Origin of the sequence: Nonomuraea sp. PA05, from assembly GCF_008086045.1 — a bacterium.
Taxonomy (GTDB): Bacteria; Actinomycetota; Actinomycetes; order Streptosporangiales; family Streptosporangiaceae; genus Nonomuraea; species Nonomuraea monospora.
In genome coordinates this window covers 126,578-140,689 of the sequence record NZ_VSEY01000005.1, presented here as the reverse complement: position 1 = coordinate 140,689, position 14,112 = coordinate 126,578, and the positions used below count along the sequence as shown (strand labels likewise).

The window sequence follows — 14,112 nt, the reverse complement described above, 5'->3', positions numbered from 1 at the left end:
TCTACTCAAAGTAACCGAGCGATCGCCGTACGTCACGGGCAGGCAGAGTGCGAAGGGGGCTTGCGTCAGGCGTCCCCAAGCTTCTCGTACGCCGGGGCGAGCGCACGCTCCAGATCGCCGGGCGGCGGGAACACCCGCAGCAGCAGATCGGGCGCGGCGGCGGCCGGACGCCGCTCCGGCCGGTGCGCCGTGGCCCCCGGCGCGTAGAAGTCGGCCAGCCGGTCCGCGAACGGCACATCCGCCACCCGCAACGGGTCCGGCGCGGGCTCCTCGGCCAGCGAGCCCAGCAACTGCTCCCTCGTACGCCCGCGCCAGGCCAGCACCAGGAACGGATCGTCGTCGAACGACTCGGCCAGCAGATAGAGCACCGCCGACAGGTGCTTGCACGGGAAGCCCCAGTCGGGGCACGAGCAGTCCATGTCGAGATCGCGCGGGAACAGGTCCAGGCCCATCGCGGCGAACAACTCCTCGATCTCGACCGGCATCTCGCCCGCCAGCAGCCTGGCCCGGTAGACGGCCTGCGCCGCGATCGACTCCTCGATGGCCTCCCACCGCTCGCCGCTGAACGCCTCGATCCTGATCACGACCTCGTACGGTGCGGGCCGCGAACCCTGCACGGCCGCCACCACCTCGCCCGCGGACAGGTCGATGGACAGCACCTGACCCTTGCGGGCGTAGGCGCGGCCGCGCGAGAGACGGCCCTTGTCGCAGACGCGCTCCAGGATGTCGATGAAACGGCGCGACCACCAGGCCGAGCCGATGCTGCCGCGCTGCGACCTGGCCTTGATGCCGCCTTCGACCTTGATCGGCTTGCCCGCCTCGAACCAGGCCATCACCCCACCCCCTCGGTGGTCAGCCTGAACACCTCGCGCAGCTCCTCCGTGGACAGGTCGGTCAGCCACTCCTCGCCCGTGCCCACCACCCGCTCCGCCAGCGCCTTCTTGCGCTCGATCATCTGATCCACGCGCTCCTCCAGCGTGCCGGCGCAGATCAGCTTGCGCACCTGCACGTTCTTCCGCTGCCCGATCCGGAACGCCCGATCGGTCGCCTGATCCTCGACCGCCGGGTTCCACCAGCGGTCCACGTGGATCACATGGTTGGCGGCGGTCAGATTCAGCCCCACGCCGGCGGCCTTCAGCGAGAGCACGAACAACGTCGGCTCCTCATCGTGCTGGAACCGATCCACCAGCCGGTCGCGGGTCTTCTTCGGCAGCCCGCCGTGCAACCACAGGACCGGGCGGTCCAGGCGCTGGGCGAGATACGGCTGGAGCATCGCGCCGAACTCCGCGTACTGCGTGAACAGCAGCGCCTTCTCGCCCTCCGCCAGGATCTCCTCCGCGAGCTGCTCCAGCCGGGTCAGCTTGCCCGACCTGCCGGCCAGCCGGGAGCCGTCCTTCAGCAGGTGTGCCGGGTGGTTGCAGACCTGCTTGAGCTTGGCCATGGCCGCCAGCACCAGGCCGCGCCGCTCGATGCCCTCACTGCTGTCGATCTTGGCCAGCATGTCGTCCACGACCGCCTGGTAGAGCGAGGCCTGCTCGGTCGTGAGCGGGCACCACTCCTTGACCTCCAGCTTCTCCGGCAGGTCCGAGATGATCGACTTGTCGGTCTTGAGGCGGCGCAGGATGAACGGGCCCGTCGCCCGCTTGAGCGCACTGGCCGCCTGCTCGTCCTGCCTGGCCTCGATCGGCTCCTGGAAGCGCGTCCTGAAGCGGGAACGCGGCCCGAGCATCCCCGGGTTGGCGAACTCCATGATCGACCAGAGCTCGGCCAGGTGGTTCTCCACCGGGGTGCCCGTCAGCGCCAGCCTGGTGCCCGTGGGGATGGACCTCACGGCCTGGGCCTGCAACGTGCCGCTGTTCTTGATCGCCTGGGCCTCGTCGCAGACGACCCTGCGCCAAGGGTGCTCCTTGAGCGTCTCCAAGTCGCGGGCGGCGGTGCCGTACGTGGTGATCACCAGGTCGGCGCTTGCGATCTCGGCGGCGTCGCGTCCGGAGCCGTGGTGCACGTACACGCGCAGGCCCGGCGCGAACCTGGCGGCCTCGCGCTGCCAGTTCCCGATCAGCGACATCGGGCACACCAGCAACGTGGGGGCGTCGGCGCGTTCGTGTACCAGCAGGGCCAGCGTGGTGATCGTCTTGCCCAGCCCCATGTCGTCGGCCAGCACCCCGCCCAGCCCCAGCTCCGACAGGAAGCTCAGCCAAGCCAGCCCCCGCTCCTGGTACGGCCGGAGCGTCGCGTCCAGGCCGGGCGGGGTGGCCAGCGGGGCGAGCCGCCGCTCGGCCTGCCCCGACAGCAGGTCGCCCAGCACCCCGTCGGCGTCGACCTCCAGCAGCGGCAGCACCTCGTCGTCGCTCCCCACCACCCGCCGCAGGATCTCGGCGGCGTCCGCCTGGCCCGCGCGGCTGCCCTCCACCGCCCGCAGCGCCGCCTTGAGCTGCCTGTCGTCCAGCTCCACCCACTGGCCGCGCACCCTGACCAGCGGCACCTTCAGCCGGGCCAGCTCGGCCAGCTCCGCCTCACTGATCGTCTCGTCGCCCACCGCCAGGTCCACCCGGAAGTCCACCAGCTCCCGCATGCCGAAACCCTGGCTCGCCGCCGCCGACTGCCGCTTCGTGGTGCGGGTCGTCAGCTTCAGCCCCAGCCGGGTACGGCCCGCCCAGCGCGGCAACTGCACCCCGAACCCGGCCGCCTGCAACAGCGGCGCGGCCCGCCGCAGGAACCCGAACGCGCCCGCCGTGTCCAGCGCCAGCTCGCTCGGCTCCGGCACGCGCAGCGCCCTGTCCAGCTCCGGATACAGCCGCACCGCCCGGCCCAGGCCGGTCAGCAGCTCCCGCTCCGGCTTGCCCGGCAGGCCCGTCACCCCGCCCCACACCTGCTCGGCCGGGACGTACAGGCTCGGGTCGTCGGCCGCCTGCAGCGCCAGCTCCACCCGCCAGTCGTCATCGTCGGACGGCTCCAGCAGGCGGAAGCACAGCCGTGTCGCGCCCTCGGACGTGGCCACCGCCTCGTGCCATCGCTCCAGCTCGCGGCGGAGGTCCGGGACGTCGGGGCAGGACGTCGTCGTCGCGTCGCCGCTCAGCGCGGCCAGCCAGTGGTCCTGGGGAGTTCTCGGCGGTCTGGTGAGGAGGGGGGTGGTGAGGGCGCGGCGGACGAGGGCGTCGGTGAACTCTTCGAGCGCCTCGCGCTGGACGTCGGCGGAGGGGCGTTCGGCGGAGGAGGTGCGGCAGGCGGGGGGCATCGCCAGGGCCAGGTCGCGGAAGTAGGCGGCGTCCGCGCCGGTCAGGACCGGGCGCCAGACGGCCCTGGCGTTGTTCGCGGGAGGCGCCCACATGGCCGTGGGGTCGGGGTGGGCGTTGGCTGAGGTGGTGGGGGCCGGTGCGGGGTTCAGGACGAGCTGGGGGATCACGCGGCCCCGGCGTACCAGGTCGTGGGCGAAGGCGGCCACGGCGGCCCAGTGACGTGTCGTCGCGGTGGCGGCGTGGTCGGTGAGGACGCGCAGGGTGGCGGGGGTGGGGGGGATGACGGCCGGCACCTGCCACAGGCGCAGGCGCGGGCGCGCGACGTCCGCCATGCGGCCGGTCTCGGGGGACGGCAGCGGCTCGCGGGCCGAGCCGGGCAGGAGCAGCTCCAGCAGGCGCGTCTCAGGGGCTCGCCCGGTGAGGCTTGGCTCGGCGGCGCGCTCGGTGTGGCTTGGCTCGGCGTGCGCTGCGAGGGTGTGGGCTGCGTCGGGGGCGGCGAGGGCGTGGGCTGCGTCGGGGGCGGCGAGGGCGTGCGCTGCGTCGGGCGGCTCAGGAGCGCGGGTTGCGAAGCGCGGCTCGGCGGCGCGTCCGGCATGCCCTGGCGTGACGCCCGGCGCAGGCGGTGGCGGGCCGTCCAGCGGGCCGTCCAGCGGGTCGTTCGGCGCGAGCGGTGGCGGGGCGAGCGGTGGCGGGGCGGGCGGCGTGTCGAGGGCGAGCGCGGCGGCGACGGCGGTGGCGGGGGCGGCGAAGGGGTGCGGGTGTGCCGCAGCGCCGGAACCAGCACGCCCGGTGCCGCCCGGCCGAACGCGGCCCGAGGCGGGTGAGGGGGCGGGAGGGGTGGTCTCGGCCCAGAAGGCGAGCCCCTCCGCAGTCCAAACCCCATGTACCAGCACCCCGGCAGGTTACCCGCACTCGCGAAAGACCGGAGCAGGCCACGAGGAGCCTGTGGACAACCGGCGGCTATCGTCGTGAGCATGACTTTCTCGGGGGCCGAGGGCAGGTGGCGCGCCGGTCTCGGCTCGCTGCGCGACGTCGTACGCCAGGAGCTGGTCACCCGCCAGCTCACCGAGCACCTCCCCGCCACCCCCTGCCGCATCCTCGATGTGGGCTCCGGCCAGGGCACGCAGGCCCTCAGGATGGCGGCCAGGGGCCACCACGTGACCGCCCTGGACGCCTCCCGCGAGCTGCTCGACGTCCTGGAGGCCGGGGTCCAGCCCGGCATGCGGGTCAGGACCGTGCAGGCGGGGGCGGAGCGGCTGGGGGAGTTGTTCGAGCCGGGCGGGTTCCACGCGGTGCTCTGTCATGGCGTGCTGATGTACTTCGACGATCCGGGGCCGCTGCTGGCCGGGATGGCGGGGATGCTGGCTCCCGGTGGTGTGCTGTCGTTGCTGGTGCGCAATGGGGACGCGCTGGCGATGCGGGCCGGGCTGCAGGGTGATTGGGGTGGGGCGTTGCGCGCCTTCGACGTGGTGTCCTATGCCAACAGGATCGGGGTGCGGGCCAGGGCCGACCGGCGGGAGGAGCTGACGCGGCGGCTGGCGGGGGAGGGGCTGGCGGTGCGGCAGTGGTACGGGGTGCGGGTGTTCACGGATGTGGCTGCCGATGGGGCGCCGGTGCCGGAGGATCTGGACGAGTTGCTGGCGGCTGAGGAGCGGGCCGGCCGGACCGACCCGTATCGCGCGGTGGCCGCTCTCACGCATCTCATCTGTCAGGCCGGTGCTTGAGGACGTAGGATCGAAGGTATGGAGCGTCCAGGATCGTGGTGTGAGCGGCCGAAGCCGCAGGCTCCCTCGTGCGAGCTCCCCTCCCCGTGGAGCAAGCCGAAGCAGCCCGACAACTGGTGCGAGGTCCAGAAGGACCCGGTGGTTTCCGTCCTCGGGTTCCTCCTGAAGACCGCCGCGCGCAAGCGCCGCTAGGCGGATTTTGCGAGTGATAGAAGGCAGTTTGTCTGGGTAGTCGCCTTCCTCAGCGGAGGAGGCGAACGTCGTGACTGACACCCACAAACTGGTCAACGATCTCTCCGAGCAGGTCACCCGGCTGGTGAAGGACGAGCTTCGGCTGGCCAGGATGGAGCTCACGGAGAAGGGCAAGCGCGCCGGGTTCGGCGCGGGCCTGTTCGGTGCGGCCGGGATGGCCGCGTTCTTCGGCGGCGCCGCTCTGGTGGCCGCCGTCGTCATGCTCCTCGCTTTGGTCCTGCCCGGGTGGGCGGCCGCCGCCATCGTGGCGGGAGTGCTGTTCATCGCGTCCGCCGTGCTCGGGCTGTTCGGCAAGAACGAGGTCAAGCGGGCCACGCCGCCGGTTCCCGAGGAGACCATCGCGAGCGTGAAGGCGGACATCGACATGGTCAAGGAGAGGGCACGGCGATGAGCGAGACCGACCCCGGACACAGTGAGCAGCACGCCGGTGACGTCGGCGCCCGCAGAGCGACCGTGGGCACGCCGACGGAGCGCGAATCCATCAACGTCCCTCCCACCAGGCCCGGTGCGGCGGACAACGCGCGGCGGGCCGAGGTGGCCCGGCAGGAACACGAGACCTTCGTCCCCGAGGCCCCCATCGAGGACGAGCGGTCGGAAGCGGCCGAACATTCGCGTACCGAGGAGGAGTCGGTGCGCGGGGCACACGGGGACGACGAAGAGGAGGAAGAGGACGCAGTGCGCAGGGATATCCAGGAGACCAGGAGAGAGATGGGCGAGACCGTCAGCCAGCTCGCGGCCAAGGCCGATGTGAAGGCCCGCGCGGGCCACGCGGCGGAGGTCGCCAAGGAACGGGCCGTCGGCGCGGCCGACACCGTCAAGGGCAAGGCCTTCGAGGTGGCGGACAAGGTCCGCGAGAACACGCCCGACCAGGTCAAGGACGCCGCCGCCGAGGCGAGGAAGCGGCCGGTGGTGCTGTTCGTGGCGATCGGCGCGGTGACCGCGTTCGTGGTGCGCCGCATGATGAAACGCCGCAGGACCACCAGGAAGTGAAGCGCCACGCCCGAGCCCGGTAACCTTCCAGAGTGATCCGCCGAACCTGTGCCGCAGCCCTGCTCGCCCTCCTGGTGGCGGGGTGCGGCGGCGGGTCGGCCGTGAGCGACTACGGCAAGGTGATCAAGGGCTCGAAGGGCGCGACCGTGCAGGTCGAGGTGCGTTCCGGCCAGCGGTTCTCGCTCGCCGTCGTCGACAATCCCTCGGTGGGCGACGACTGGAGCCTGGTGGAGGTGCCCGACGCCAAGGTGGCCTCGTTCATCAGCGAGGAGCACGAGGGCGGCAGCGAGCAACCGGGGGCCGGGCGCACCGCGTACTTCGTGTTCAACGGCAAGCAGCCGGGCACGACGGAGATCAGGCTGTTCGACTGCTGGCGGTGCGGGCAGGCCAAGACGCCAGGCACCGAGGAGAGCAGGCGGCAGTCCGGCGAGGCGATCTTCGCGGTGACCGTGGTCAGCGCCCGGTGAGTGGCTGCCGGTCCTGACCGTGGCCGTGGTCAGCGCCCGGTGAGTGGCCGTCGGTCGTGAACCGTGGCCGTGGTCAGCGCCCGGTGAGCAGGGCGTGGCAGAGCACCGCGAGCGTGGTGCGCCCGGTGGGCCCGGGGTCCGCGCCCGCCGCGAGCCGCCGCTGAGCCTCGCCGAGGATGGCCCACCCCAGGTGCGCGACGAGGTCGGGCTGCTCGTGCCCGGCCTCGGCGACGACCTCGCGCAGCGGCGCGATCAGCACCTCGTGCAACTGGTCCAGCCGGTCCTGGCACTCCTGGGGCAGCTCCACGGAGGTGAGCGCGCGCAGCAGCGCGTAGTCGGGGTGGGTCACGAACGACAGCGTGACCTCCCCGAACGCGCGGATTTTGGCCTCCAGGTCAGGCCCGGCGGCGGTCGCGCTGGAGAGCCGGTCGGCCCAGCGGGGGATGGCGTCCTCCACGAGCTGGGCCAGGATGTCGGCGGTGGAGGAGAAGTAGCGGTAGACGCTGGAGCGGGCCAGGCCCACGCGCGCCCCCACCGCGGCCGGGGTGAGGCCCGCCGGGCCCTCGGCCACCAGGATCTCCATGGCGGCCGACAGCAGGGCGGCGTGCTGGGTGGCACGATGGTCGGCCACCGTGGCCGCGGTGATCCTCGGCACCGGACTCACTCCTCCTCGCGTCGGCTCGGGCTCCTCCCAGTATCGGGCAGCAGGAACGTCGCCCCGACCCCCGCGAGCAGCGCGAGCCCGGTCAGGATCGTGACCCGGCGGGTGGCGTCGGCGGAGGCGGCGACGGCCGCGGCGTGCCACGCGGGGTCGCGGATGGCGGGGATGGCGGTGCCGCCGCTCTCGCGTACGGCCGCGGCCAGCTCGGGGTGGCCGGGCAGGTGGCGGTGCATGGCCGAGTCGAGCCCCGTGACCAGCACCGCGCCGAGCACCGCGATGCCGATCGCGGCGCCGAGCTGGCGGATGGCGCTCTGCAGCCCTGAGGCGGCGCCGGACTTGCCGGCGGGGACGCCGGCCAGCATGACGTTCGGCAACTGGGCGGAGGCGAAGCCGATGCCGACCCCGTACAGGGCCAGCCAGGGCACCAGCGACCACGGGCCGATCGAGGGGGAGACGGTCAGGCCGATCGCGAGCGCGGCGGTGGCCTCCAGGGCCAGCCCGATCCGGACGATGACGCGCGGCGCGAGCGAGAGCCGGGGCACGACGCCACCGGCCAGGAAGGTGCCGGCGGCGAGCGAGGCCACGATCAGCCCCGTCTGGAACGCGCTGAAGCCGATGGCCGACTGCAGGAACAGCGGCAGCACCAGGATGAGGCCGAACTCGCCGAGCATGACGATCATCGCGGCGGCGCCGCCGTACCGGAAGGAGGGCAGGGCGAACAGGGACAGGTCGAGCACCACCGGCCGGCCCGCCCGCGCCCTGGCCCGTTCGGCCAGCACGAGCGCGGGCAGCGCGAGGGCGGCCAGGGCGAACGCGAGCGGGACGGGCGACAGAGAGCCGTCCGCGGCGGTGAACCAGCCGTACGTCTGGCCCTCGATCAGCCCGAACACCAGCGCCGACGGCCCGATGACCGACAGCAGCAAGCCGGGCAGATCGGCGCCGCCGGCTCGCGGGTCGCGCGTCTCGGGCACCTTGAGCGTGCCGAGCAGGACGAGCAGGCCGATGGGCAGGTTCACCCAGAACGCCCAGCGCCAGCCGAAGTCGCTGACCACCCAGCCGCCGAGCAGCGGCCCGAGCGCCGCCATGCCGCCGATGATGGAGCCCCAGACGGCGAAGGCGACCGTCCTGCGGGTGCCGGTGTAGAGGGCGTTGACCACGGCGAGCGTCATCGGCACCACCATGGACGCGCCGACGCCCTGCAGCACCCGCGCGCCGATCAGCAGCGCGCCGCTGGTGGCGGTGGCCGCCAGCAGGCTGGCGGCGAGGAAGACGACCAGCCCGATCCTGAACGTCCTGCGCCTGCCGCGCACGTCGCCCGTGCGGCCGAGCGGGATGAGCAGGGCGGCGAAGGCGAGGGCGTAGATCGAGTTGACCCATTCGACGTCGGTGGCCGAGAGCCGGAGGTCGGCCATGATCGTGGGCACGGCCACGTTCACGATCGTCGCGTCGATGACGATCATCGACATGCCGACGCCCAGGACGAAGAGGGGAAGCCAGCTCTGCCGCTGCGTCCCCTGAGTTAGCGACACCATGTTTCTAACATAGCAACACACTGTCGCGAAGGCACGGGATAGGCTGCGGATCATGGACTTCCTCCGGGTGCGCGCCTCGTCCGACGGCGCGGAGACGATCTCGTACTGGACCGGCGACGTCTACGGCTGGCAGGACGGCGACGGCCCGCACCACCTGTTCGGGTTCGAGGGGCTCAACGTGGCCAGGGCGGTCGAGACCGAGGGCGGCCGGCAGCTCCTGACCAGGGAGGCCGCCCTCTACCTCGACCCCCGCGGCAGGCAGGTGCTCGACTCCTGGCACAACCCGATCACCGGGCGCGAGGTCGAGGTGCAGCACGTCTTCAACGACCCGGTCAACCAGCGGCTGGGCGCCTACCCGGTGCCGGAGACGCGGCTCGGCGACCAGATCGTCTACAACGTGGACGTCCGGCTGGCCTACCCGTCGCCGCTGAAGGTGGCCGACTACCCGGACAACTCGGCCGACGACACCTACCGGGCGCTGGAGCTGTTCCAGTTCTTCGCGCCGGCCGCCGCCGTGGAGTCGGGCATGCCGGACGTGCCGTGCGTCTTCTCCTGGTGCCGGGTGTCGCCGTGGCTGCCGTGGATGGCCATGGGGCAGCGCGGCGGCGGGCTCGTCTACCACTGCCGGGGCGCCAAGGTGGGCGAGGTGCCCGAGCGGCTGCGCGAGCGGGTCGGCGAGCACTTCCTGCACGCCCCGTCGGAGTGGTCGGCGCCCAACATGACGAGCTGGACCGCCTTCGCCGATAGGGTCGGCCGGTGAGCACCGACCTGTTCTGCGAGATCATCGCCGGGGAGCGGCCCGCCTACGTGGTCGGCTCCGACGAGGTGGCGGTCTCCTTCCTCGACACCAGGCCCGTCTTCAAGGGCCACGTGCTGGTGGTGCCGCGCGTGCACGTGGAGACGCTCACCGACCTCGGCGACGTCGGGCCGTTCTTCGAGCGGGTGCGGGCCATGGCCCAGGCCGTGGAGCGGGGGCTGGAGGCGGGCGGCACGTTCGTGGCGATGAACAACCGGATCAGCCAGAGCGTCGCCCACCTGCACGTGCACGTCGTGCCGCGCAACAAGAAGGACGGGCTGCGCGGGTTCTTCTGGCCGCGCACCAAGTACGACTCGGACGAAGAGGCCCGGTCGTACGCCGCCCTCGTCTCCGAGGCCCTGTGAACGGCTAGGCCCTGTGAACGGCTAGGCTCTGGCCGCGTGGAGTACCTGGTCGGCGTGGCCGTCGTCGCCGTGCTCGTCGGCGTGCCCGCGATCGTGTTGTGGCGGGTCATGCGGGGCCGCCGCGAGCTGGGCACCAGCCCGGCGGAGCGGGCCACGTTCGAGACCCTGCACCCCGCCTCGCTCGCCGGCCCGCCGCTGCGGGCCGGCCTGACCGCCGACGGCGCCGAGCGCGCCTCGCGGCACCTGCGCACGCTGCTCGGCTCCGCCGCGCTGGCCATCACCGACGGCGAGCGGCTGCTCGTCTACGACGGCGACGGCGACGACCACCACGCCGAGCAGGCCTTCGAGCACGCGGCGGCCACCCTCAAGGACGGCCGCACACAGGTCCTGACCATCGACTGCGACCTGCTCGAATGCCCCGTCAGGCACGCCGTCGTGGTGCCGCTCACCACCGACGACCGCGTCGTGGGCGCGCTGGCCGCCTACGGGCAGAACGCCTCGGCCGGGCTGGTCAGGGCCGCGCAGGAGGTGGCCGGCTGGGTGGACTCGCAGCTCGAACTCGCCGAGCTGGACCGCTCGCGCACGCTGCTCATGGAGGCCGAGGTGCGGGCGCTGCGCGCGCAGATCTCGCCGCACTTCATCTACAACTCGCTGACCACCATCGCCTCGTTCGTCCGCACCGACCCCGAGCGGGCCAGGGAGCTGCTGCTGGAGTTCGCCGACTTCACCCGCTACTCCTTCCGGCGGCACGGCGAGTTCACCACGCTGGCCGAGGAGCTGCGCTCCATCGACCGCTACCTGATCCTGGAGCGGGCCAGGTTCGGCGACCAGCTCCAGGTGACGCTGCGCATCGCACCCGAGGTGCTGCCGGTCGCGGTGCCGTTCCTGTGCCTGCAGCCGCTCGTCGAGAACGCGGTGCGGCACGGCCTGGAGAGCAAGAACGGCGTCGGCCGCATCACGATCATCGCCGAGGACGCGGGCGCAGAGTGCCGCATCAGCGTCGAGGACGACGGCCTCGGCATGGACCCCGACAGGCTGCGCCGCATCCTCGCAGGTGAGATCACCCCCGCGGGCGGCGTCGGGCTGGCGAACGTGGACGAGCGGCTGCGCCAGGTGTACGGCGACGAGTACGGTCTGGTCGTCGAAACGGCCAGCGGCGCGGGCACCAAGGTCAACATCAGGTTGCCGAAATATCACCCAGGCGTCTCCGCCCGTTGACCTCGATCTTTGTTGTCGGTTTCATCACTGTCTATGGCACAACTCCGGGTACTCGCCGTCGATGACGAGCTGCCCGCCCTCGAAGACCTGTCGTACCTGCTGCGCGCCGACCCCCGCATCGGGGAGGTGGCCACCGCCAGGGACGGAGCCGCCGCGCTGCGGCTGCTCGACCGCGCCATCGCCGACGGGCGGCCGATCGACGCCGTGTTCCTCGACATCAGGATGCGCGGCCTGGACGGCGTGGTGCTCGGGCGGCTGCTGTCGCAGTTCGCGAACCCGCCGAGGGTGGTGTTCGTGACCGCGTACGAGGAGCACGCGGTGGACGCGTTCGAGATCAAGGCCGAGGACTACCTGCTCAAGCCCGTCCGCCCCGAGCGGCTGGCGGAGGCGATCAGGCGGGTGGCGATCTCCGCCGACGTGCCGGTGGAGGGCGGCGAGAGCGACACCATCCCGGTCGAGCTGGGCGGGGTGACCCGGTTCGTCTCCAGCGCCGACGTCGTCTACGTCGAGGCGCACGGCGACTACGCCCGCCTGCACACCGCCACGGGCAGCCACCTGGTGCGCATCCCGCTGGCCACGCTGGAGGAGCGGTGGGCGTCGGCGGGGTTCGTCCGGGTGCACCGCAGCCACCTGGTGGCGGTCAAGCACATCGAGGAGCTGCACATCGACTCCGGCAAGTGCACCGTGCGGGTCGGGGACACCGAGATCCCGGTCAGCCGGCGGCACACGCGCGAGCTGCGCGACCTGCTGGTGCGGCGGGCCAGGAAAGGCAGGCAGGAATGAGCTCCGAGCAGCGCCGGCGTGCCGAGGCCGCGCGCGGCCGCCCAGAGGTCCCCCGCCGGGTGGCCGTCACCAGCCCGCGCACCGCCGCCGCGCGCCGCCCCCGCTACCCCGCCACCCGGGAGATCGACGAGCAGACCCGGCTCGGCGAGGTCTACATGCACTCGCTGCTGCGCACCCAGTTCCGGCTGGCGTTGTTCGTCTGCACGGTGCTGGCGTGCGTGGTGGGCGGGCTGCCGCTGCTGTTCCTGCTCATCCCCGAGCTGCGCGAGGTGCACGTGCTCGGCGTGCCGCTGCCGTGGGCGGTGCTGGCCGGCCTCATCTACCCCGCCTTCGTCATCGGCGCCTGGCTGTACGTGCGCCAGGCCGAGCGCAACGAGCGGCACTTCGCCGAGCTGGTCGAGCGCCGGTGAGCGGGACGCGGCGGGGCCTGGAGCGGGTCGCATGAGTCTGACGGCGGTGCTGGTCGTCGTGGTGGCGGCCGTGCTCATCGGGGCGTTCGGCATCAGGGTCTCGCGGACGACCTCCGACTTCTACGTCGCCTCACGCACGGTCAGCCCCCTCTGGAACGCCTCGGCCATCGGCGGCGAGTACCTGTCGGCGGCCTCCTTCCTGGGCATCGCGGGCCTGATCCTGACCTTCGGCGTGGACATGCTGTGGCTGCCCGTCGGCTGGACCGGCGGGTACCTGGTGCTGCTGGTGCTGGTCTCCGCGCCGCTGCGCCGGTCGGGGGCGTACACGCTGCCGGACTTCGCCGAGGCCAGGCTGGAGTCGATGACCGTGCGCCGCACCGCGAGCGTGCTGGTCGTGCTGATCGGCTGGCTCTACCTGATGCCGCAGTTCCAGAGCGCCGGCCTGGTGCTGCGGACGATCACCGGCGCGCCCGTGTGGGTGGGCGGCCTGCTGGTCGCGGTGGTCGTGGCGGTGAACGTGCTGTCCGGCGGGATGCGGTCGATCACGTTCGTGCAGGCGTTCCAGTACTGGCTGAAGCTGACGGCGCTGGCCGTGCCGCTGGTGTTCCTGCTGATGGCCTGGCAGGCCGACGGGGCGCCGAACGTGAGCGCGGCCGACGCGGCCACCTGGCAGATGCCGCTCGCCGGAAGCAAGGAGTACGGGCTGTACTCGACGTACTCGCTGATCCTGGCCACGTTCCTGGGCACGATGGGGCTGCCGCACGTGCTCGTCCGCTTCTACACCAACCCCGACGGGCGGGCCGCCCGGCGCACCACGCTCGTGGTGCTGTCGCTGCTCGGCGCCTTCTACCTGATGCCCGCCGTGTACGGGTGGCTGGGCCGCATGTACACGCCCGAGCTCATCCGCACGGACACCGTCGTGCTGGCCCTGCCCTCCCGCATGATCGGCGGCACCCTCGGCGACCTGCTGACCGCGCTGGTCACCGCGGGCGCCTTCGCCGCGTTCCTGTCCACCTCCTCCGGTCTGACCGTGTCCGTGGCGGGGGTGATCGCCCAGGACCTGCTCAAGGGCGGGGTGCGCTCGTTCAGGATCGCCACGCTGATGGCGGTCGCGGTGCCGCTGGCCCTGGCGCTGTGGGCGCGGGCGCTGCCGGTCGCGGACGTGGTGGGGCTGGCGTTCGCCGTGGCGGCCTCGTCGTTCTGCCCGCTGCTGGTGCTGGGCATCTGGTGGCGGCGGCTGTCCACGACCGGGGCGCTGGCGGGCCTGTTCGTGGGCGGCGGGCTGGCGTGCGGGGCCGTGCTGGTGACGATCGTGGCAGGGCCGCAGCGCGGGCTGGCGGGGGCGCTGCTGGCCCAACCGGCGGCGTGGACGGTGCCGATCGCGTTCACCGTGATGGCGGCCGTGTCCTTCCTGACGCCGCACCGGGTGCCGGCCGGGGTGGCCAGGACCATGGTCAGGCTGCACACGCCGGAGGACCTCGACCTGGACCGCGGCGACTGGCGGCCCCGCTCCTCCTGACCCGTCACCCGCCGCCCACGTGACCGGACCCTGTCCGCGCGGTGGAGACGCACCGGCAGGAGAGTTACGGGCCGGTGGGTTCGCGCGGAGTTAACCCCCCGGTTCGTGCAGGGTCAGGCGCGACTGGCCTGCTCATCACTGTCCGCCACGACCGTG

The 14,112-nt window shown here is 72.5% G+C and carries 15 protein-coding genes; 11 read left to right on the top strand and 4 right to left on the bottom strand.

Annotated elements, in window-relative coordinates:
- Nucleotides 1-65: 65 nt before the first annotated feature.
- Both FXF51_RS09800 and FXF51_RS09795 read right to left on the bottom strand, forming a co-directional pair.
- Nucleotides 66-833: an SWIM zinc finger family protein gene (locus tag FXF51_RS09800; RefSeq protein ID WP_148433959.1), complete on the bottom strand. Its 768-nt coding sequence runs from the start codon at nucleotides 831-833 to the stop codon at nucleotides 66-68.
- Nucleotides 833-4,132, bottom strand: coding sequence for a DEAD/DEAH box helicase (locus tag FXF51_RS09795; RefSeq protein ID WP_148433958.1), 3,300 nt, complete (start codon nucleotides 4,130-4,132; stop codon nucleotides 833-835). The genes FXF51_RS09800 and FXF51_RS09795 overlap by 1 nt, the downstream gene beginning before the upstream one ends.
- Before the next feature lie 81 nt (nucleotides 4,133-4,213).
- Here FXF51_RS09795 and FXF51_RS09790 point away from each other — a divergent pair, with 81 nt between their 5' ends.
- The 5 genes from FXF51_RS09790 (at nucleotide 4,214) to FXF51_RS09775 (ending at nucleotide 6,672) form a co-directional block, all read left to right on the top strand.
- Nucleotides 4,214-4,963 (top strand): methyltransferase domain-containing protein, encoded by a 750-nt coding sequence (locus FXF51_RS09790; protein WP_148433957.1) that lies wholly within the window; start codon nucleotides 4,214-4,216, stop codon nucleotides 4,961-4,963.
- Nucleotides 4,964-4,981: 18 nt separating this feature from the next.
- Entirely contained in the window at nucleotides 4,982-5,155 is a 174-nt protein-coding gene (locus FXF51_RS60685; protein WP_187414284.1) for a hypothetical protein, read from the top strand.
- Between the two features lie 70 nt (nucleotides 5,156-5,225).
- Nucleotides 5,226-5,606, top strand: a complete 381-nt coding sequence (locus tag FXF51_RS09785; protein WP_148433956.1) for a phage holin family protein — start codon at nucleotides 5,226-5,228, stop codon at nucleotides 5,604-5,606.
- The gene (locus FXF51_RS09780) at nucleotides 5,603-6,205 is read left to right on the top strand and encodes a DUF3618 domain-containing protein (protein WP_148433955.1); all 603 of its coding nucleotides are present in this window, start codon (nucleotides 5,603-5,605) and stop codon (nucleotides 6,203-6,205) included. Before FXF51_RS09785 ends, FXF51_RS09780 begins: the two co-directional genes overlap by 4 nt.
- Nucleotides 6,206-6,237: 32 nt before the next feature.
- On the top strand, nucleotides 6,238-6,672 hold the full coding sequence (locus FXF51_RS09775) for a protease inhibitor I42 family protein (RefSeq protein ID WP_148433954.1): 435 nt from the start codon (nucleotides 6,238-6,240) through the stop codon (nucleotides 6,670-6,672).
- A gap of 73 nt (nucleotides 6,673-6,745) precedes the next feature.
- Here the strand turns inward: FXF51_RS09775 and FXF51_RS09770 are convergent, their stop codons facing one another.
- Both FXF51_RS09770 and FXF51_RS09765 read right to left on the bottom strand, forming a co-directional pair.
- Nucleotides 6,746-7,327, bottom strand: coding sequence for a TetR/AcrR family transcriptional regulator (locus FXF51_RS09770; RefSeq protein ID WP_148433953.1), 582 nt, complete (start codon nucleotides 7,325-7,327; stop codon nucleotides 6,746-6,748).
- Between the two features lie 5 nt (nucleotides 7,328-7,332).
- On the bottom strand, nucleotides 7,333-8,865 hold the full coding sequence (locus tag FXF51_RS09765; RefSeq protein ID WP_187414283.1) for an MFS transporter: 1,533 nt from the start codon (nucleotides 8,863-8,865) through the stop codon (nucleotides 7,333-7,335).
- 52 nt (nucleotides 8,866-8,917) lie between these two features.
- Between FXF51_RS09765 and FXF51_RS09760 the strand changes: the two genes are divergently transcribed.
- Genes FXF51_RS09760 through FXF51_RS09735 form a run of 6 tightly spaced genes read left to right on the top strand, consistent with a single transcriptional unit; the run spans nucleotide 8,918 to nucleotide 13,956 of the window.
- Complete coding sequence (locus FXF51_RS09760) at nucleotides 8,918-9,625, top strand: DUF1838 family protein (protein ID WP_148433951.1); 708 nt, start codon at nucleotides 8,918-8,920, stop codon at nucleotides 9,623-9,625.
- Nucleotides 9,622-10,026, top strand: a complete 405-nt coding sequence (locus tag FXF51_RS09755) for an HIT family protein (RefSeq protein ID WP_148433950.1) — start codon at nucleotides 9,622-9,624, stop codon at nucleotides 10,024-10,026. Before FXF51_RS09760 ends, FXF51_RS09755 begins: the two co-directional genes overlap by 4 nt.
- Before the next feature lie 36 nt (nucleotides 10,027-10,062).
- A complete protein-coding gene (locus FXF51_RS09750) occupies nucleotides 10,063-11,244 on the top strand; it encodes a sensor histidine kinase (protein ID WP_148433949.1) in 1,182 nt (393 codons plus the stop codon).
- A 33-nt stretch (nucleotides 11,245-11,277) separates the two neighbouring features.
- On the top strand, nucleotides 11,278-12,027 hold the full coding sequence (locus tag FXF51_RS09745) for a LytR/AlgR family response regulator transcription factor (protein WP_148433948.1): 750 nt from the start codon (nucleotides 11,278-11,280) through the stop codon (nucleotides 12,025-12,027).
- Nucleotides 12,024-12,437: a hypothetical protein gene (locus FXF51_RS09740; RefSeq protein WP_148433947.1), complete on the top strand. Its 414-nt coding sequence runs from the start codon at nucleotides 12,024-12,026 to the stop codon at nucleotides 12,435-12,437. Before FXF51_RS09745 ends, FXF51_RS09740 begins: the two co-directional genes overlap by 4 nt.
- A gap of 31 nt (nucleotides 12,438-12,468) precedes the next feature.
- The gene (locus tag FXF51_RS09735) at nucleotides 12,469-13,956 is read left to right on the top strand and encodes a cation acetate symporter (protein WP_148433946.1); all 1,488 of its coding nucleotides are present in this window, start codon (nucleotides 12,469-12,471) and stop codon (nucleotides 13,954-13,956) included.
- Nucleotides 13,957-14,112 lie beyond the last annotated feature (156 nt).